At 47.1% G+C, this 21,084-nt stretch carries 8 protein-coding genes; 4 read left to right on the top strand and 4 right to left on the bottom strand.

Annotated features, from left to right (window positions below):
• Positions 1 to 36: 36 nt before the first annotated feature.
• From AB6F11_RS08855 to AB6F11_RS08845, 3 genes are read right to left on the bottom strand one after another with little or no spacing between them, the layout of a single operon-like run.
• Positions 37 to 5,982: a beta-ketoacyl synthase N-terminal-like domain-containing protein gene (locus tag AB6F11_RS08855; protein WP_102393529.1), complete on the bottom strand. Its 5,946-nt coding sequence runs from the start codon at positions 5,980 to 5,982 to the stop codon at positions 37 to 39.
• The gene (locus AB6F11_RS08850) at positions 5,979 to 8,027 is read right to left on the bottom strand and encodes a PfaB family protein (RefSeq protein WP_065583680.1); all 2,049 of its coding nucleotides are present in this window, start codon (positions 8,025 to 8,027) and stop codon (positions 5,979 to 5,981) included. The genes AB6F11_RS08855 and AB6F11_RS08850 overlap by 4 nt, the downstream gene beginning before the upstream one ends.
• Positions 8,027 to 15,571, bottom strand: coding sequence for a type I polyketide synthase (locus AB6F11_RS08845; RefSeq protein WP_102393528.1), 7,545 nt, complete (start codon positions 15,569 to 15,571; stop codon positions 8,027 to 8,029). The genes AB6F11_RS08850 and AB6F11_RS08845 overlap by 1 nt, the downstream gene beginning before the upstream one ends.
• A gap of 709 nt (positions 15,572 to 16,280) precedes the next feature.
• Here AB6F11_RS08845 and AB6F11_RS08840 point away from each other — a divergent pair.
• Positions 16,281 to 17,111 carry a 4'-phosphopantetheinyl transferase superfamily protein gene (locus AB6F11_RS08840; RefSeq protein ID WP_102393536.1) on the top strand — a complete coding sequence of 277 codons (831 nt, stop codon included), beginning with the start codon at positions 16,281 to 16,283 and terminating at the stop codon, positions 17,109 to 17,111.
• A gap of 20 nt (positions 17,112 to 17,131) precedes the next feature.
• Here AB6F11_RS08840 and AB6F11_RS08835 read toward each other — a convergent pair whose 3' ends face one another.
• A complete protein-coding gene (locus AB6F11_RS08835) occupies positions 17,132 to 17,539 on the bottom strand; it encodes a thioesterase family protein (RefSeq protein ID WP_016795211.1) in 408 nt (135 codons plus the stop codon).
• A 337-nt stretch (positions 17,540 to 17,876) separates the two neighbouring features.
• Here AB6F11_RS08835 and AB6F11_RS08830 point away from each other — a divergent pair, with 337 nt between their 5' ends.
• The 3 genes from AB6F11_RS08830 (at position 17,877) to AB6F11_RS08820 (ending at position 21,056) form a co-directional block, all read left to right on the top strand.
• On the top strand, positions 17,877 to 18,872 hold the full coding sequence (locus tag AB6F11_RS08830) for a TRAP transporter substrate-binding protein (RefSeq protein ID WP_017071719.1): 996 nt from the start codon (positions 17,877 to 17,879) through the stop codon (positions 18,870 to 18,872).
• Between the two features lie 64 nt (positions 18,873 to 18,936).
• A complete protein-coding gene (locus AB6F11_RS08825; RefSeq protein WP_048607896.1) occupies positions 18,937 to 19,692 on the top strand; it encodes a TRAP transporter small permease in 756 nt (251 codons plus the stop codon).
• Between the two features lie 2 nt (positions 19,693 to 19,694).
• Entirely contained in the window at positions 19,695 to 21,056 is a 1,362-nt protein-coding gene (locus AB6F11_RS08820; RefSeq protein ID WP_017060625.1) for a TRAP transporter large permease, read from the top strand.
• Positions 21,057 to 21,084: the final 28 nt, after the last annotated feature.

The raw sequence follows: 21,084 nt of genomic DNA, 5'->3' as shown, positions 1-21,084 counted from the left end.
TAAATTCTTTCCTAATTCTCTGTCTCTAATGGCGGCTTAAGCTTTATTGATACCAGAAGCTTTATCGGTAGCAGGGGCTTCTTCGATACAAATTGCGATGTCTTTCACTTCGTAAATACGCAGACCATCTTTGCTCAGGTTTGCGTCACCAACGATGATGCGTTTGCCGTCTTCGTCTTTAACCGCTGTGATATGTACATCGAGATACATCTGTTTGTTCAGAGGGTTAATCTGACCACGGTATTTCCATTTCACTTCAGATTGGATTTGACCGAACTTTGGATTGCGGAAGTCAGCGCCAAGATCTTTGTTTAGCGCATAGGTTTGCATCAGCTCGATGATCGCTTCGACACCTAGAGAACCTGGCATTACAGGATCTTGATGGAAGTGGAATTGGAAGAACCAATCACTTGGGTCAATCGTACGCTCAGCGTATAGGTAACCAAGACCGTCTTTACCACCATCGCTAGTGATCTGCACGGTATCGATAAAGTTCAAACGACCGCCGGCCAATTTGTAGTGCTCTTGTACTTCACCAGTAGACGAGACAGGTGCATTGAAGTAACGCGTCGTTTTGTCTAGCAGGTTGATGTTTACATCCGGCGTGCGGTTGTTATCAACGTGCCAAGGATGAGTCACCTTACCGTTGTCCAAACCCAGTTGGTCTTTCAGTGCTGCGCCTTTGAAGTAACCAAATACCGCTGTACCTTCGTAGAATGGCACGCCGTCAGTGCTCAGTTCGAAGCTAAAGCTCTGTACGATGTTTGTACCCATCATTACGGTTGAAAGCAGGCGAGAATCGTTGGTGATCGTTTTGCCACGCAAGTCGACGTTACGCAGCATTTTGCCGCTGCCGTCTAGGTTACGGAAAAACAGTTCTTCACCTGGGAAGCCTAGTGTGGTGCCCATGTAGCCAGAGATAAAGCCGTTTGGCTGCAGTGAAATCTCCATCAATACCGAATAAGGCATCAAGGTGTGGTGGCTGTTTTCATCAAAGTACCATGCATTTTCTGGCACTTCGTATTCTGCGATACACGATGAAGGCTTCTTGAAGTCGCCACGCTTGCCATCAATCTCTACGACACGAGTAGTTAGCTGCAGATCGCCACACGGAGTACGTGGTGGAATCATCCCACGGTAGATTGAGAAGTCAGGGCCGAAACATTTTTCGATATCGCCCGTTGCGAATTCGAACATGTGGTAAGGCGTGAATGGAACTGTATCTGGAGTGCGATTTGGGTAATCTGGAGTCACCGGCGCTTCAACGTGTTGAAGTGGAATCACACCTTTGTTTGGTGCAGTTTCTAGGTCTTCAATTTGCGCCATCAGTGGCGCATTTGCTGAAGCTTGTTGGTTCACTGCTGGCGTATGGCCTAAGCTTTTATGGTCCAAGTTTTCGATAACAGGAGTCGCGACAGCTGTTTCTAAAGAAGGTAGGTAACGAGTACATTCGTCGTCTTCTTTGATCATCACACCCAAGTTTTGGAAATCAACAATCACTTTGCCATTCAGCAAAATATCGATGTTAGCTTTCGCGTATGGGCGAGGGCTTAGACCAATCTCGGTCACTTCCATGCGGTAAGTCAGTTCTGCTGATTGTGGTAGAACTTGACCACGACAACGCACTTGTTGAGGGGCATTTTCAAGCGGTTGGAAACGACCATTTTGAACAAGCGTATGCATGCCAAGGTGCATCATGAAGAATTGAAGCAGCTGACCACAACCTTCTGCCATCAAAGATCCAGCCATTACTGAGTCATCTTTGAAGTGACAAGGGAAGTACCAGTGCTCAGGCTCTAGCTGCTTGTGACCTTCAATCAGACCAAGTCCCCATGTGCCGCCTTGCGGTTCAACACGGCTAACCTTTTCGATCATCATGAACTTCTCTGAGCTGAAGCACAAAGAAGGCTGGTGGCGATCAGATTGGTGAGTTGGGCCAAAACACTCTGCAATGTTTGCAGTCAGCAGGTGGCGCAGTTCTTGGTGGTTAAACTGCGTTTTAGGGCAGTGCAACATAGGGTCGAAGCGTTGCTTAGTGGCAAGTTTACGAGCCTTGATTTCATCTTCAGTGTGAATCACACCTTTGCCGTCTGCTAGCTCTTCGTCAGTGAAGAAGCCTGCACAACCGTTATCCATTTTCAGGATCATCTTGTCGCCAACGAAACATTCGTACGAGAAGAAGAACAGCAGCGTGTCGCCATTGCGAGCAAAGCTGTTGATTGAGATGTCGTAACGCAGCGTATCGCCACCACGAGGCAAGTCGCCAAGGAAGGTCAGCGTACAATCAAGCAGGCGATAAACACGCTCGCCTTTGTTTTCGAAGTCAATGCCTAAGTAGCTGATCAGCATTAGGTCACACTGACCTGATTCAACTGCAACAGCCCAAGGGATTTGACCATCAACAAGATACGGCGCATCAACTGGGATGTCGTATTCGGTGGTCATGGTGCTTGGCTTGTACTCGTTCACTGTCGCGTTGAGCTTGGTTACACGAGATACCAATAGGTAGTCTGTGGTTGGTAGTCGAACGCGGCGCGAGTAGCTATCGATGATCGCGTAGTCAGGGCCAAATACATTGGCGATGTCGCCTTCCGCGTATTCAACCAGATCATCGTAATCCCAGATACATGGCTTACGAACAGGTTTTACTGGTGCCGGTGTCGCAAGTACGTTTACCGGTGCTGACTGAACCTGAGCTGGTTGAGCTTGAACAGGCTGAGTTGATGTTTCGGCTGAGCTATCTAAACCAGACGTCACTGCGTTTAGCTGCGCCTTTAATAGTGCATCAGCCATCTGCATGCCTTGGGCTCGTGTGTGCAGGAATGCTTTGTGTACCTGTTGAGCCGCTTGCTGGTTTTGAGCAAACGCTTGGTTTTGGCTTAGATTTTGCGGCTGCTGTGAAGCTGCGTCGATTTGAGACACGCCATTTTTAGCGGATAGGACATGAGTCATATTGCTGTGGTTACCTGTTAGCTGACTGTGGCGAGTTGGCGCCAGAGTAGGGGATACTGATGTAGGAGTTTCGATGGCTGGTTCTACCGCGTTCTGCGCTAATACCTTCTTCTCTAACTCTTTTTGCACAAGGGCTGCTTGAATGCTTGCTGTCGTTGGAGCCGACGCCACTCTTGCTGCTTGTTTACCAGAAGCTTTCTGTTGAATGTGCGCTAGGTTAGCGATTGGTGTCTCTGCGATGTGTTGATAAATATCGCGACCACCAAGAGTCACTTGCTTAACCAACTGACGCTTAGCATCACTTACCAGTTCACTACTTAAACGAACAGAAAGTGATTGAGATTCAACACTCGATTGGCTTAGTAGCAGCTGTGAACATTGTCCTTCGCTGATGCTGGCAACAATCGCGTTTTTAGAACTGATGCTTGGATTCAGAGGGGCAAGGTTCAGGTTGAGGAGGCCGTGTAGTAGGCTTGCCATGCCAGAAGCTGCCGAGCAATGACCAACACGCTGACTCGCTTGAGTCGTTTTTGTGTTCGCGAAACTTAGAGACGTAGACTGATGTAATGAAGATTCGGGTGCATGGTTAAGCTCAAGCAGAGAAACATCGTTTGAGCTCATACCGACTTGAGTCAGTAACTCATCAGCAACGGCATTGTTACGCTCGCTTGAACCAAAGGCCAATGCGTTGATGCTGCCGTAAGCCATATCTTGGTTAGTCGTTACTCGACTCTCGTCAACAAGAACAATTGCACCTGCGCCTTCGCCGACATTCCAACTGCCGTCTTGCGGTTGTCCGAATTTAGGAGCAAGTGATACTGGGCTCACGCTGTTCTTCAGAATGACATGTTCTGCACTGCTACTAAGGTCAACGGCTGCAATTACAACGGCATCCATTGATTCTTGCGACATCAGGTTTTGCGCGACATCGATACAACGAGCAACCGACTGTTCAGCGGCAGAAATCGTAAAGGCAGGGCCGTTAAAGTCCCACAATGAAGAGATGCGCGAAGCCATGATATTGCCGATGAAACTGGTGTATTGGTTCAGCTTGGCTGCGTCCATCACACTGTCCATCGCGATGGTTTCTAGCGATTGGTATTCGTCTTGTGTTAGCTCAATACCCATGTTGGCAAAGCTGTCAGCCAATTGGCTATGCAGGTTTACGCGTCCACGGAATTGGTGCATCTCAAGCTCAGTTTCCATCGCTACCAGTACTGCAACCTTTTGGCCTGCCACAAGCTTGGCATCTTTGATCGCTTCGTCTGCAACTTTCATCAGTAGCAACTGCTGAGAGATCAAACGGTCATCTTCATTCGGCGGTACTTTGAAGCGTAGGAAATCGAGGTCGAATTGATCGATGTAAGCCCCGTTTGGAATGCCGTGTAAACCAAACTGATTCAGCAGTTCTGGATGTTGGTCTAAACCTTTCCAGCGCTTCTTAGGCAAAGCAATGAAAGCATCGTTGTTGGTTTCAATCGCAGTGCTCAGCGCGTTGATGCTTTGCAGAGAACCGAAGTGAGACGCTAGGCCAGTAATGCTTAAATTAGACGGCTGTAGTCTTGGAGACGCAGACTCTAGAGTCTGGTTTACATGACTCTTATCTGAGTACGCTTCAAGCAGTAAGTGTGCGTTACAACCACCGAAACCAAATACAGAAACACCCGAACAGCGCTCTGAGTTGCCCGCTTTACTTGGCCAAGGTTGAACTTGCGTTGGTAGCGTCTGTGAGCCAAATAAACCTTCTGGCGACGATAGCGGCTTGTCCAAATTAATACTTGGCGGAAGAACACCTTCTTTCATCGCAAAAATCATCTTCATGATCCCCGGCATACCCGCCGCAGTCAGTAAGTGACCGAGGTTGGACTTCGCAGAGCCAATCAATGGCGGGTTAGAACCATTCAGTTTGTCAGCAAAGAAACGTTCCATTGAGGTTAGCTCAACCTTGTCACCTAACGGTGTGCCGGTTGCGTGACACTCAATTACTTCGATGCTGTCTGGTGTTAGGTTAGAAGCTTCGTAAGCGCGTTCAAAGGCTTGTACTTGTCCTTTGCTATTTGGGCTTAATACGAACTGGCCACGGCCATCGTTCGACAAGCCAATACCGCTGACGACTGCGTAGATGTTGTCGCCATCACGCTCTGCATCAGCTAAGCGTTTTAGCACTAAAACACCGGCACCTTCGCCAGCAAACAAACCTTTACTGTTGCTATCAAACGGAACCGACACACCGTGGTCTGGGTAAGCGTGGAAGATTGAGAAACCCATGTTGATAAAGAATGGGTCAGCACCTGATACCGCGCCCGCCAACATCATGTCGGCTTTGCCCGTGTTCAAGTAATCACACGCTAACTTCAATGAATATACTGAACTTGCACATGCGGCATCTAGGCTAAGTTGCACGTTGCCTAAACCCAAGGCATCAGCCACTAACTTAGAGGCGTTATGTGCTGCAGCACCATTGATAGGGTTGAGGTCTTGAGCGTTTTCATTAGTTGGTAGCAGTGAAAACTGGTCATTAGCCAATTTAGCTTGTAGTGCTTTCTCGACCACCGAGTGATATATCGGCAGAAACAAGTCGTTTGAGCGTGTGGTTGGGAACGAAAGGGCACCCATGATCACGCCTGTGCGCTCTAAAACATCGGCATTCAGATCAATGCCAGCGTCGACTAAAGCCTTACGACTGGTGTCCAAAGCCCATAGGAAACTTTGGTCAACACCGTTGAATGACTCAGCTGTAAAGCGGTAGCCATTGCTGTCGAAATTGAAGTTTTCGATGTAGCCGCCTTTATCACAGTAAAAGCGGTCTGATTCGCCTTGCACGCCCTGATAGCTTTCAGGTTTAGCACCTAACTTTTCAGCGCTTAATGTGGTGCGAGAATCTTTTTTATCTAGCAAGTTTTGCCAAAAGTCTTTTGGCGTATCCGCTTCTGGATACTGGTTAGCAATACCAACAATCGCGATCTTATTGCACTTCACTTGCTGCTTATTCTTAGTTTGAGCCTGATACTGGTTCGATTGAGAACTCATACTAGCTCTCCTTGATGATTCACTGCGCTGCCTTGAGGCACACCACGTAATTGCTTAGCGGCGGTGATCTGTTGTTCTAGCCCTTGAATAAGTGGCTCGACAGACAGTGGAATTTGATGAGTAATGAGCTGGCCAATACACTTGATGAGCGTGACAATATCGTCACCACCCTTGGCATTGGAAGCGATTGTGCAGTACTGGTCGGCTACGTTGTCGCTACGATTGATCTTGTCGATCAATGTGCTGGTTTGACGATCGGCACCTACTTCGACAAACAGACGAGCACCTTGCTGACGCACACTCTGGATCAACGCGGTGAAATCCAGCGTCGAACAGAAAGTATCGGCAATTGAAAGGGCGATGCTGTCGCTGTCGATATTGATTGGTGCGCCCGTCGTTAGACCTGCTGCGCTGATAAAGCGGATATGCTTTGGCAATTCGTCGAACAGTGGTTGCGTGTAAAACTTACGCACTTGGCTATGTTGGCTCAATGCTGGTGTGGTGTGCATTGCGGTAACACGATTCGCGGCAATGCCACGTTTACCCAGTTTTTTGAGCAATGCACGACATGTGCTTTCACAACCTGCCAGTACGCAAGTGTCACCTTGGATGATAGCGAGATAAGCGCGTGGAAACTCTGGTAACAGAGCCTCAATCGCTTGCGCATCACTGCGAACCACAAAGCTGTTCCATTGGATGCTTTCGTCGCCGTTCAGCTGCCAATCTTGACGCACTGCAGTGAGTTCGCCAGAAATTGCCGTGGTGAAAATAGGGCTAGTTTGAGTCATCTCAATCAGCGCATGTGGGTTTTTCCAAACATTTAAGCTGGCCCACATGGAAGCCTCACCCTTGGAGTAACCCAAAGCGAAATCTGGCTGCACTTTGAATTCATCACATAGCAGTTGTGTTAACAGGTAACTACTGCCTACACCGGCAATTGCCAATTCACTAAGCGACATTTCTTGCGAATCTTCAGCGTAGGTTTTCTCTGCCTGCAGCATCTCTTTCAAGTTACCCTCACGTTCTAAACGAGCAAATAACTGTGGGAAATGGTGGTGAAAATCGCGCAACATACCGGGATAAACCGTGCCAACACCAGGGTAAACAAATGCAACGCCACCTTTGCTTTGAGGCTTTGGTGAGAAACAACTGCCTGCTGGAGTCTTGTATTGGCTATTGTCAGCCATTATTTTTGGCAACGCATTTTCTAGCGCTGTGATCTCTTGCAGTGCAGCATCGATTGAAGCCGCCTGAATCACGATATTCGCACCACAGTCAGCATTGTGTTGAGCGCTTTGGAAATGACTTAGGTTTGAATACATCAAGCTGGCGATAGCAAGTTCTCTGTCTGCCGAATCACTAACGCATTTAAGCTCAGCTCTTAGTGAGGCCAACTGAGAAACCAATTCAGTTTGCTCGCAGCCAGAAACCACAAACATCAAACTCTCGCTGGATAGCAATGGCTTTGGCTCGTGCAAACCGGTCGCTTGAGTCAATATCAGGCTGGTGGCTTTTGGGCTATCGTCACTGAAAGTTAACGCAGCAACACGTGCTTTGTTTGGCTCAGTGAACCAGTAATGGTTAGGTAATGAATGGCTCGGTAATGAACGGCTCGATATCGCATTAACTATATTCAACAATTCATCAAACTGCTGCGAAGCCGATAAGTCAGAGTGTTGCTGTTGATGACTTAAATCTGAAGCGGGGCGGCGTGCAATATCCAGAGCTAGCTGAATGCTATTTCCGGTAGCTGTATCTACAAAGCTCGCCAAATTCGCGTGTGGGTGAATCTTATTCTGAGCAGCATTCAGCGCACTTAACATCAACAATGATGGTGAGTGATGATCCAAACAGAGCTTAACGACATTACCTTGATTGACTGTCTCGATGGCGTGAGCAAGTGCTTGATTAAAATTGCCATCAACCACAACAGTTATCATCTCTGGGAACGAGGGAAATAAGTCGGCAGAAAGCTCAGCCGCGTTTGCTGGCTGAGCTAAAAGAGCGATGCGCAATGGCATCGCTTTATTAGTAGGAACAGTCACTATGACAATTGCTCCTTTTCTGGGTTCTTAGTCGCTTCTTTCTTCGGCACTGCTGAGCTAGATTTTGGCAAAAATGCGTCATTTAAGCTCTTGCTGATGGTGACTTTGGCACCTTTCATTACTGCGCTTAAACGACCATCTTGGTGGTAAAGCGAGATATCAGCTTGCAGTGAACGAGTCGTGCTTTTTATCACGCTCAGTTCTAGCCAACCTTGGTCACCATTGTGCATCGGTGCGTAACACACAAACTCACCGATTGCAGACGGTAGGCTTGCCGCGCCGTATTTCAATCGAGCCCATACCAACATGGCTTGCAACAGATAATCTTCAGCAAATGGTTGGCTATCGCCAAAGCCTTGCTTAGGAATAAATGATCCGCAGTCGCTGTTTTCAATCTGAGGCAACTGGCACTGAGCCAATAAGCCTAAGTCGTCAAAGCGCTCAACTGAGGTAATACCTTGCAATCTTGGTCCATGAAACAGAGTGCCGTCACTGTATAGAGCTTGTGCCGTTGTTACAGGTGCTGAAGTGCTGGCTTCAAAGCGTTTTGTCGACGCTTGTTGAACATCTTCAGACATTTGCACAGAGGCAACTTGCAACTGAGCTTGATACTGTGGTCGTCCTTGGCAGCTGATTACTGCTTTTAGCTGATCTTTTGATTTAGCATCAGAGGAAAGAACCAGTTTCAGCTCTTTCACTTCATCAGTATCAAAAATCACACCTTTCAGCAGTTTGTAGTTGTGAACGCTAACGTTCACCCCTAACAGTTGCTCTGCGACTTCACGCATCCATTGGATGGCACACACTGTCGGTAACACTGGGTTACCGGCAATGCAGTGATCTTGAATGAAAGGCAATGCCTTTGGATCAAGATGACGTGTCACAGTAATGCTTGTATTCAGCGGACTCTCTGCAAGGTGCACAGACTCCGCATTAAGCTTTTTTACAGCAGCTTCCTTGTTGTCAGAACCTTGCATGCTCGTACCAACCAGCAGTTGAATGCCAGTTTCGTTCAGTAGTTGAGAACTAAATAGCTCTGCACCCGCCTGAAGAGGAATTACGTACACACCGCGCTCTGTAAACATACGTTTCAGTGCTGCGTTGACCATGCCACCGTCCCACGGTCCCCAGTTGAAGCTCATCACTTTCGCTTGAGGGTTACGAGCAGACAGCTGTAGAGCCGCTTTGTTCAGGATCTCGTTGGACATTGAGTAATCGCTTTGGCCTGTGTTTCCGTAGAAACCCGCCGCCGAAGAGAACATCGCAATCAGTTTTAGCTTGCTGCTATCAAGACCACCAAGAACCGCTTCTAGTCCGCCCACTTTGGTGCCGTAAACCATGTTCAGTTCATCAAGCGTTTTGTCTTGAATATGCTTGTCAGCCAGCACACCTGCACCGTGGATAAGACCTGTGATGCCTTCGAAGTTTGCCAGTGTTTTTGCTACTGACTCATGGTTCGATACATCTAGGCTTAGGTATTCAGCGCTCGCGCCGATCTCATTGAAAGCGGCAAGTGCTGCGTTGATTTCAAGGCTGCTCAATACAGGTTTTAGCAAGGCATCTACTTTCTTCGGCGTTGGTTTGTCACCTGTTGCTTGTAGGTGAGCGATAGCCGCTGGTTTTAGCTCTTTCTCTTGCTTACCTTGTGCCCACTGAGGTAGCTCAACTGAAGTAATATGCTTACTACGACCTGCAAGAACGAAATGAGATTTACATTGCTTAGCAAGCGTCAGTGCACATTCAAACGTCACGCCTTTAGCGCCACCAGTTACGAGAACTTTGTCGCTCTTGGTGAGTTGAGCGCCTGTGTTTTTAGTTTGTGCAGCGCCTGGTGTTGTCGCAATCAGTGTTGCACGACCAGATTCACCGTTTTCCGTATGGCTAAGGCCGATTTCAACCGTGTTGGTATCGATATCGAACAGTTCGCCTGTGATAGCTTCAGCTAGGTGACGAGCATCAATCGAAGCGTCAGTATCCAATGCACGGCAGAATACGTTTGACCATTCATGGCTCAGTGTCTTAGTGAGACCAGACAGCGCGGCTTGGTTAAGTTCTGCGTTCGCTAATTGCTTAGTATCTAGGTAACCAAAGCCACCATCGATACGGCTTAGTGTGAAGAACACACTGCGACCAGAAACGGCATTCAGCTGACCATTTAGGTGCTTGGCGAATAGGAACGCTGTTGTCAGTGAAGCTCTTGAGTCTGCATTCAAGTTAACCGCTTGCTCACTGCTTTGTTTTGCATCAACGATAGCTTGTAGGTGAATGAAGCCAGCAATCACTTTCTTCGACGTTTTAAGGTCTGCTTCGATGTCGTTAATAACCGCAGTCACACCAGCATCATCGACGCTGTTGAGTGTGTAGCTTGCGATTTCACTGTTTAAAGGTGATGCGGCAGAAAGAGTACTACGCACTACAGCAACTTGAATGCCGTTAGCGGTCAACTTTTCTGCAAGAACACCAGCGTTGTGACCATCATCTGTGATCACGACACAAGCGTCTTTTGAGAAACAATCGACGAGTTTATCTGCCGCTGGTAGCTTTTTTAGCACTACCTCATTGTGTGGAGGAAGTTCCGCTGTCGCTTTTTCTGCGATAGGCGTTACTGATTCAGCTTTTGGAGTCGCTACGGGTGCAGCTGCGGATAACTTGCTTTGCATGTAAGTAACGATTTCACCAAGCGTACGACACTCAGCTAGGTCTTCAGGGTTTAGCTCTGGCAGCGTTGGTAGTTGGTCTTGAACCGTACCTAGAATTTCAACGCGTTTGATAGAGTCGATACCAAGGTCTGCTTCCATGTCCATCGCGAGGTCGAGCATTTCTGCTGGGTAGCCAGTTTTATCGGCAACCACTTCCATCATTGTCGATTGAACATGAGCAGGTTTTAGGTCGTTGCTCGTGCTTTCTACAGTTGCTGCAGCGACTTCTGGAGCCGGTGTTGCGTTAGGATCTTCATTAGCGCCTAGCTTGCTGTTCATGCTTTTAGTATTCATGTAAGCAACGATTTCACCCAGAGTACGACACTCAGCTAGGTCTTCAGGGTTCAGCTCTGGCAGTGTTGGTAGCTGGTCTTGAACCGTACCAAGGATCTCAACACGTTTGATTGAGTCGATACCAAGGTCTGCTTCCATGTCCATTGCTAGGTCGAGCATTTCTGTTGGGTAGCCCGTTTTATCAGCCACTACGCTTAGCATTGTGCTTTGAACTTGCTCTGCGTTTAAACCGTTTGATACTGCTTGCGCTGGTGCAGATGCTTGAGCTGCTACTGGAGCAGAAACCGGAAGCTTATTGTTCATGTAGTCAACAATTTCACCCAGAGTGCGACATTCAGCCAAGTCTTCAGGATTTAGCTCTGGAAGAGTCGGTAGTTCATCTTGAACCGTACCAAGAATCTCAACACGCTTGATTGAATCGATACCAAGGTCGGCTTCCATATCCATTGCTAGATCTAGCATTTCAGTCGGGTAGCCCGTTTTCTCTGCGACTACTTCTAACATGGTTTTTTGAACGACAGCCGCATCTAATCCGTTGTTAGCTGCTGCTGGCGCAACTAGTTCCGTTTGTGCTGCAACTGGTGCAGAAGTCGGAAGCTTGCTGTTCATGTAGTCAACAATTTCGCCAAGAGTACGACACTCAGCTAAGTCTTCAGGGTTTAGCTCTGGAAGAGTCGGCAGTTCATCTTGAACCGTACCAAGAATCTCAACACGTTTAATTGAGTCGATACCAAGGTCTGCTTCCATATCCATTTCTAGATCAAGCATTTCCGTTGGGTAACCTGTCTTCTCAGCAACCACTTCTAGCATGGTTTGTTGAACGACTTTTGCATCAAGGCCGTTAGCTGTTTGAACAGGAGCGGTTGCGCTTGGCTGTGCGGCAACAGGCGCTGCCGCTTGAGCCGCTACTTGTGGTGTAGGAACGGCTTTCTGTACTGGAGCTTGCTGAGCTGCTGTCTTTTGAAGCGGTGCAGCTTGAACTGGCGCAGCTTGTACAGGAGCAGCTTGTACTTGAGCTACAGGTTCTTGAACGATAGCTGTTGGAGCCGCTTGAATCACTGGTTGAGCATTTACTGACGCAACGAAGGTTGGTTGTGCCGTTTGTACTGAACCTTGCGTCAGCATATTAAGTGCTGAGTTGTTGCTGTGCGCTTGCATCTCTAGGTAATGAGCGTGAGCTTTTAGCGTCTCTGCTTGGTGCTGGTGGAACATCTCCATAGAACGTTGTAGGTTTTCAGGAATTGCTACGCCTGCTGTTGCCATTTTCGCTTGCTCAGACATTAGGGTGTTGAACGTGTCACCGTATTGCTGAGGAATCGCAAGGAACTGCTGATGTACTTCTGCTGCTTGTTGTTGAGCATTGAAGAACGACTGCAATGAAGACTCATCTACCGTTACTTGAGTTGTTGGCTGACTAGTCGTTGGGGCAGTTTGAACCACTTGTGATTGCGGAGCTGCTGTTGCCACTTGTGCACTTGGTGCAGGAGCAACTGACTGTTGTACATTTGAAGCTTGAGGAGCAGCCACAGGTACTTCAACGATTTCTGTTTTAATCACTTCTTTTTCCACGATTTTCTCGACTTCAACTTTCACTTCAACAATCTCAGTCTTTTCGGTGACGTTGCCTGAAGCCAATGATTGATCCATTTTCTTACGAGTAGCAGGGCTGATGTAGTTGGTTGCATTCAGCTTGATGTTCATTGGTGATGCCTTCGCAGGTTCAGCAATGTCAGCTTGGTAAGGGTCAATGTTGTCTAATGAAACACCTGCCACGCACAATTGAACCGCAGCTAAGCGAAGCTGTTGGTCACTGTCGCCTTTAGGGCTTGGGTTGATGCTGATTGCGTAAAGCTCTTCGTTCTTATCAGCCAATGTTTTCTCAACCAGTTTTTGAAGAATGTTCTTAGGACCGAACTCAACGAATACGCGCGCACCTGCTTCATACATCGCTTCAATTTGCTCGCTAAAACGAACCGATTGCAGCATGTGTTGCTTGAACGCTTTCTTGATCGCTTTCGCGTCTTTGCTGTGCAGTTTGCCCGTTGCGTTTGAGTAAAGCGGCAGCGTTGGAGCGCTGAATGAAGCTTTATCAATTGCAGAAGCAAATGGTTTTTGAGCGTGAGCAACAAGCGGTGTGTGGAAAGCACCAGACACTGGCAGAGCAATCGCTTTGAAGCCTTGTTCTGTCAGCGCTTGTGCTGCTTGTTGAACCGTCGCAGTTGGACCTGCAATAACCAGTTGAGTCGGAGCGTTGTAGTTGGCAATGCTCACGCCTTCGAATTGGCTGATGCAGCTTTCAACGGCTGGAAGTTTGTCTGCGTCTAGGATGACCGCAAACATCGTACCGCTGTCGCCTTGTTCTGGTGTCGCTGCCATCGCATCGCCACGAGCGAAAGCTAGCTGGTAGTAATCGTCCTGCGAGATAACACCCGAAGCACATAGTGCGCTTAATTCACCAAAGCTGTGGCCTGCGACCATGTCAGCTTTGAAGCCAGCTTGAGTCATGATGTCGAACTGACCCATAGACACAGTACCAATCGCACTTTGAGCATTGGCCGTGTTGGTTAACACAGCTTCTTGAGCTTTGGTTGCTTCTGGTGTGAAGGTTGGAATGGGGAACAGAATTTGCGACAGAGCCGTTTTCTTGTGCTGACCAAATACCTGATCCGCTTGAGCAAGCTGTTGACGCATCTCTGGGTAATGACAAGCAAGCTCGCGACCCATGTTGAGGTATTGCGAACCTTGACCTGCAAATAGTGCCGCGACTTTACCTGCACTGTTTTCAGCAATCAGTGCTGACTCACGGTAGCTAGTACCGCTCGGCATCTGCCAATGTGTTTTGGTTTGGCTCTCAAGCATAGAAATCGCTTGAGTCAGTTGCGCTTGAAGGTCTGCTTGGTCAGTCACGACTAAACCAAGACGAGCATGCTGAGCGTTTACTTCACGTAGAGAGTGTTGCTCAGCAAGTGCTTCCAGTTTGAACGCAGCATCGGCAGCTTGAGTTGAAACCTGTTTTAGCTCGTCGATCAGTGCTTGGCGAGATTCTGCGCTGAACAACAGAGTTTGCGGTACTTGGCGCTGACGGTATTTGTCACCGCGAGCGTGCTCTGGCGTGTACTCTTCTAATACAACGTGGAAGTTAGTGCCACCAAAACCGAATGAGCTGATACCTGCACGGCGCGGTGTGCCGTCGACACGTTGCATCCAAGGGCGCGTTTGTGTGTTTAGGTAGAATGGTGAGTTCTCGATGTCCAGTTTAGGATTCGGAGCCGATACGTTGATCGTTGGCGGCAGTACTTTGTGGTGCAGTGCCAACGCAGCTTTGATTAAACCTGCAGTACCCGCAGTTGATTTGGTGTGACCAATCTGAGATTTCACAGAGCCTAACGCAATGTGTTGCTTCTCTTCATTGTTCTCGCTGAATACCGAGTTCAAGCCACCAAATTCAGCAACATCCCCTGCTGCAGTACCTGTACCGTGCGCTTCTAGTAGTCCAAGCGTGTGCGGTGCGAAACCTGCATCATCATAAGCACGTTTGAGTGCTTTTGCTTGTCCTTCAGGGCGAGGCGCGTAAATACTCTTGAACTTACCATCCGAAGAAGAACCGACACCTTTAATCACTGAGTAGATTCTGTCGCCGTCACGTTCAGCATCTTCAAGGCGCTTAAGAGCAACCATGCCGATGCCTTCACCAATCATCATGCCTTTTGAATCGATGTCGAAAGGTTGAATGGTTTCATTGGTAGTGAATGCTGGGGTTTTAGAGAAGCTCATGTACATGGTTGGTGAGTTATCAGTACACACACCACCAGTGATCATCATTTCACTGCGGCCTTCAACCAGCTCGCTCAGTGCCATGCGCATTGCGGCTAGAGAACCTGCACACGCAGCATCTACTACACAGTTGATGCCACCAAGGTCAAAGCGGTTAGCAATACGACCTGAAATTACGTTACCTAATGAACCAGGGAATGAGTTCTCTTCCCAGTGGATGTATTGGTCTTGGAATTTTTTGATCAGCATTTCGCTGTCTTCGTCGTTGATGCCACTGCTCTTGAAGACTTTTTTCAAAACAGGGTATTGAAGACGAGCATTCAAGCTTTGAGCGATCTTCTGACCACCGCCTACACCGAGTGTAATACCGATCTTATCGCGATCGTAACCTTCAGGAAGTTTCGCATCTTCAAGTACTTCTTTTGCCACGATCAGAGATAGCAGCTGTGACGTATCAGTCAGTTCTAGGATATTTGGCGGAAGGCCGAACTCCATAGGGTTGAAGTCAACTTCTGGGATGAAGCCACCGCGCTTACAGTAAGATTTGTCTGGCGTAGTACGATCTGAATCGTAGTAATCTTCTGGGCGCCAGTGTGTATCAGGCACTTCGGTAATTGCATCGATCTTTTCGCTGATCAAATCCCAGAATTTGTTTAGGTAGCGAGAGTTCGCAAACATGCTTGCCATACCAACGATAGCAATAGGCATGTCTTTAAGACGTTTATTAAGTCGAGTGTCGTCGACTGATTCCGGTGTATTTTTTTCGGGTTGGCTCATTATGAGTCTCCACTTGAAATCACTGAGGGCGATGTCGTGTTTTGAGGCTGCGCTTTTAATTGAATCGAAAATAAATCTGAAACAGATTTGGGCAAACGCAGCTGAAGAGTAAGGCTGCCGAAAGTTGGCCACCTGACTGAAATAGGGGGTGCGAAGTTCATTGACTTGCAGACGTTGAGAACGTGTTTCATGCGTGAAGGGGGTATTCGAATGTGAGGTTAATGTCCATTTAAATCCTGTCCAAAGTACTGCTTTATGCAAAGCAGGTATCCGCAATAAAAACGTGTGAATTTGTTTAATGGTTGAGCAGGCTACCCGAGGTGAGTGGCCGATACAATGCTCCCAGAGGCCACTATGATCTGTTCAGACCAGATGATTTTACTGAACTTTTGTTTTTTGTATTTTTAATGCAATTAACTTATTGATAATTAATGGATATGGGTAGTTTTTTAGTGTTTATGCTCTATTTTTTGACTTGGTGAGATCTATGTCAGATTTTTGTAAGTAACATTTAATAGATAACTGTTCTGTAAGGCTAAGTGTGATCTGTGTTTTAATTTGTTATTATTTGAAAAATTAGTTTTAAGTCCGCATATGAAGGGTGTTTCTTGCCCAAATTCTCTATGTTTCTCTTAAAACATAGGTGAGTTAAATTTGTTCGTTTTGATGTTTTTTTGATAAGTGGTTTGAAGAAGTGAGCGTGAGTAAATTGGAAAACCCAGTGGTTGATTTGTGGCTATGTTCTTTGAGTGATTTGCGTGATGATATCGGCAGTAAGTCACACCTCAAACAGACACTTACGGCCGATGAAATAGCGAAAGTCGAGCGTTATCGAGTGCCCTCATCTCAAGTTCAAGCTCTGTATGTTCGTAACTACCTAAGAAAGGTGTTGTCGAGCTATTCTGATTTAATGCCTGAAGCGTGGCGGTTTGAATATGGTGAGAAAGGAAAGCCAAGTTTAGTCGCCGAACAGCAACTCAAGACGGGGTTAAATTTCAATATCAGTCATAGCAAAGAACATTTGTTAGTCGCGGTTTGCCAGAGAGAAGGGAAGCGAGTTCAACTGGGTGTCGATATCGAACATGCAAGAAGCTCGACCAATATCGATTCGATCGTGAAGCACTATTTTTCAGATAAGGAATTGGCGGATTTACTTAAACTTAGTAAAGAGCTGCAGAGAGAGCGCTTTTTCGATCTATGGGCGCTGAAGGAGTCGTATATCAAAGCGACGGGCAGGGGGCTAGCCACATCGTTGCGAAGCTTTTCGTTTGATTTCTCCAATCTGACGGAGCAAACATTGCCAATTCACCCTTCGAATTTTCAACCAAAGTTGCAGGATGAAATTAGATTACACGGTGAAATCATCGTATATAACGGAGTTGGGTTGAATTTGGACGCTTCTGAAGACCCCCTTTCTACAGATTGGCAATGTTGCTTGGGCCGATTAGATGACCAATACCGTTTTGCGGTGACTCTTGGTGGAAATTTGCTACCTATGCAGATAGAGATGAGAACCTTTTCGTCGTCTCATCTCTTCTAATCTAGTTTGGTGAGACGAAGTTAGCTCGACTCTCCAAGCATCGCTTTTAATACTTCAGCAGGCACTGGCTGCAGTTGCTTGTCTTTATCAAGACAGACCATTTCAATATCACCAATCACGGCAGGCTTAGTGGCATTTTTACGCCAAACCTCTTGTCGCCATAAGGTTTTGTATTTTCCATCGAGTTCAAAAGAGGTTCGGATGTCGCAGATCTCAGCGAACTCGACCCCATCTTGGAAAGTCATGTTGGCTTTATACACCGCAAAACCCAGTCCATGCTCATTCCACAACTCCGCCAGCTTATCGCTACCCAAGACATGCTCGCGCGCGCGCTCGAAGTATTTAAGAAAGTTAGGGTGATAAACCACACCAGAGTGATCGGTATCTTCATAGTAAATTTGTACTGGGTGATGGTAGATCTGACTCATTGGTATCAACTCTTATTAAGTGTAAATCTGACTAAGTTGTGCAGCACTCTACAGGATAGGTCGAAATTACTTCAAGGCATCATCGTGAAAGGGGCTTTTGGTCAGACCTCATTTATCACTGATGCTTTGGTCAACTCCCACCCATTTACAAATATTCTATGTGTCATTTTCCACCCATTAATTTTTGTAGCGAGTTAGCGACAACTGCAGGCAGATCTGATGAAGCCTTGCGGTTAAAGGCTTGTTAATGAATTGTGTCAATATGGCGCGCTAATTGCCTTAGTGAAAGCACGCAGTTCCCATTGAAGGGCTGCTTTGTTTACTAAGGAGAATAATAATGTTTAAGCCTCTTACCCTGCTGTCTGTATCTGCTCTGGCGCTCACAAGTTTTAATGCTGCTGCAAACTGTGACCCTGGTGAAATCGTGATTAAATTCAGTCATGTAACCAATACCGATAAGCACCCGAAAGGCATCGCCGCTTCTTTACTGGAAGAGCGAGTAAACACAGAAATGAATGGAAAAGCTTGTATGCAAGTTTTCCCTAACTCAACACTTTACGATGATAATAAGGTACTGGAAGCCCTGTTAAATGGTGATGTTCAAATGGCGGCGCCATCGCTGTCAAAATTTGAGAAGTTCACTAAGAAATACCGCATTTTTGACCTTCCTTTCCTATTTGAAGACGTAGAAGCCGTTGACCGTTTCCAAAACTCAGAATCTGGTGAAAAGCTGAAGAACGCGATGAAGCGTCGTGGCCTGCAAGGTCTTGCGTTTTGGCACAATGGCATGAAACAGATGTCGGCGAACAAACCTCTTATCAGCCCTGAAGATGCAAAAGGTTTGAAATTCCGTGTTCAAGCATCGGATGTATTGGTGGCTCAGTTTGAACAACTGGGTGCTAACCCACAGAAGATGTCTTTCAAAGAAGTATACGGTGGCCTACAAACTAAGGTTATCGATGGCCAAGAGAACACATGGTCAAACATCTACGGTAAGAAGTTCTTTGAAGTACAAGACGGCGTGACAGAAACTAACCACGGTATCTTGGATTACTTGGTAGTAACGTCGAACGACTTCTGGAAAGACCTACCTGAAGATGTACGTACGCAACTTGGCACAATCGTTCAAGAAGTGTCTGAGACTCGTAACGCAGAATCTTCAAAAGTTAACCTAGCGAACAAAAATAACATCATCGAAGCGGGTGGTGAGGTTCGTACGCTTACGCCTGAACAGCGTGAAGCATGGGTAACTGCGCTTCAACCAGTATGGAAGAAGTTTGAAAAAGACATCGGTTCAGACCTTATCGATGCAGCGTTAGCTTCAAACCAATAACACCGCTAAGGGAGTGGCGAGTATTCGTCACTCCTTATTAAAACAATTATAAGCGGAGTCAATTATGGAAAAGCCTCAAATGGAACAACCAAATTCTAGCGAATCAGCACTGGAAACCTCTCTTTTTTCCAAAGTCGGAAGAGTTACGGATGTGATTGAAGAGTCATTAATCGCATTTTTCCTTGGCGCAATGACGCTACTTACTTTTGCCAATGTGGTATTTCGATACGCATTCAATGACAACATCTTATGGGCACTGGAACTGACGGTGTTCATGTTTGCTTGGATGGTGTTAGTGGGCGCATCTTATGGCGTTAAAAAACACTTCCACATTGGTGTTGATGTGATCATCAACCTTGCCCCAGAAAAGCTACGCAAAGTGTATGCGCTAATCGCCGTGACAAGCTGCCTAGCATTTTCAATCTTACTGCTTATCGGCTCTTGGAATTATTGGTACCCATTCGCGACCGATCGCGCATGGTACGAGACCGACGATATTCCAATGCCAGAGATGCTTCAGTTTCTTGCTGACTGGCTGAATGAAGGCGAGCGATACGAGAAACTACCACGTTTTATTCCTTATATGGCGCTGCCGATTGGCATGGCAATGCTGACGTTCCGTTTTGCTCAAGTTGCTTACCAAGTCGTAACAGGCAAGCTTGACCGCATGATTGCAGGACACGAAGCCGAAGAAGAGCTGGATGCGTTGAAAGCAGACGTGCTAGCGGGCTCTGACGAAGATGCGACAGCGGTATTGAATTCGACTCCGCAGAACAAAGCGAATGAGTCGAGTACAAAATCTAACGGTAAGGAAGACTAATCATGGCAATGTTATTTCTATTTTTAATGGTAATTGCTTTCATGTTGGTCGGTGTACCAATTGCAATTTCCCTCGGTTTATCGAGCGTAATATTCTTATTGATGCACTCAGATGCGTCATTAGCTTCAGTCGCACAAACGCTGTTTAATGCATTTGCAGGCCACTACACACTCTTAGCGATTCCTTTCTTTATTTTGGCCTCTAGCTTCATGTCTACTGGTGGCGTGGCGAAACGTATTATCCGTTTTGCTATCGCGATGGTAGGTTGGTTCCGCGGCGGCTTGGCGATGGCGTCGGTTGTGGCATGTATGATGTTCGCAGCCCTTTCTGGTTCATCTCCTGCAACGGTAGTGGCGATCGGTAGTATCGTTATCGCAGGTATGATCAAAAACGGTTACTCAAAAGAGTTCGCGGCAGGGGTTATCTGTAACGCGGGTACTTTGGGTATCTTGATTCCGCCGTCCATCGTGATGGTGGTTTACGCGGCTGCGACCGATGTATCGGTAGGTCGTATGTTCTTAGGTGGCGTTATTCCTGGTTTGCTGGCGGGTGTGATGTTGATGATTGCTATCTACATCGCAGCACGTATTAAGAAGATTCCGGCACAGCCATTTGTGGGCTGGGGCGAGATGTTCGCAGCTGCGAAAGATGCGAGCTGGGGCTTGCTGCTGATTGTCATCATTTTAGGTGGTATTTACGGCGGCATCTTTACTCCGACAGAAGCGGCGGCAGTGGCTGCGGTGTATGCCTTCTTCATTGCCAACTTTATCTATAAAGATATGGGGCCTTTCGCTGACAAGAACAATACAAAGCCTGCTTTGGTTAAGGTGTTCCAAACGTTTTTCCATAAAGACACCAAAGACACACTTTACGATGCAGGCAAGCTGACGATCATGCTGCTGTTTATCATTGCCAATGCTCTGATTCTTAAGCATGTACTGACCGAAGAACGCATTCCTCAAATGATCACTGAGTCTATGCTATCTGCGGGCTTGGGTCCGATCACCTTTTTGATTGTAGTAAACGTTTTACTCTTGATTGGTGGGCAGTTCATGGAGCCATCAGGCTTGCTGATCATCGTTGCTCCTTTGGTATTCCCAATTGCAATTGCGCTCGGTATCGACCCAATTCACCTAGGTATCATGATGGTGGTGAACATGGAGATAGGGATGATAACGCCGCCTGTTGGGCTCAATTTGTTTGTGACCGCCGGGGTCGCGAAGATGTCGATGATGAACGTGGTAAAAGCCGCATTGCCGTGGGTTGGGGTGATGTTCTTATTCCTGATTATCGTCACTTACGTACCTTGGGTATCAACATGGTTACCAACCACCTTGATGGGACCAGAGATCATAACCAAGTAGCTATTTGAGTCATTCACTGACATGGAAT

The organism is Vibrio sp. 10N.247.311.14 (assembly GCF_041467715.1).
GTDB lineage: Bacteria > Pseudomonadota > Gammaproteobacteria > Enterobacterales > Vibrionaceae > Vibrio > Vibrio crassostreae_C.
This window is presented reverse-complemented; position numbering and strand designations above follow the sequence as displayed.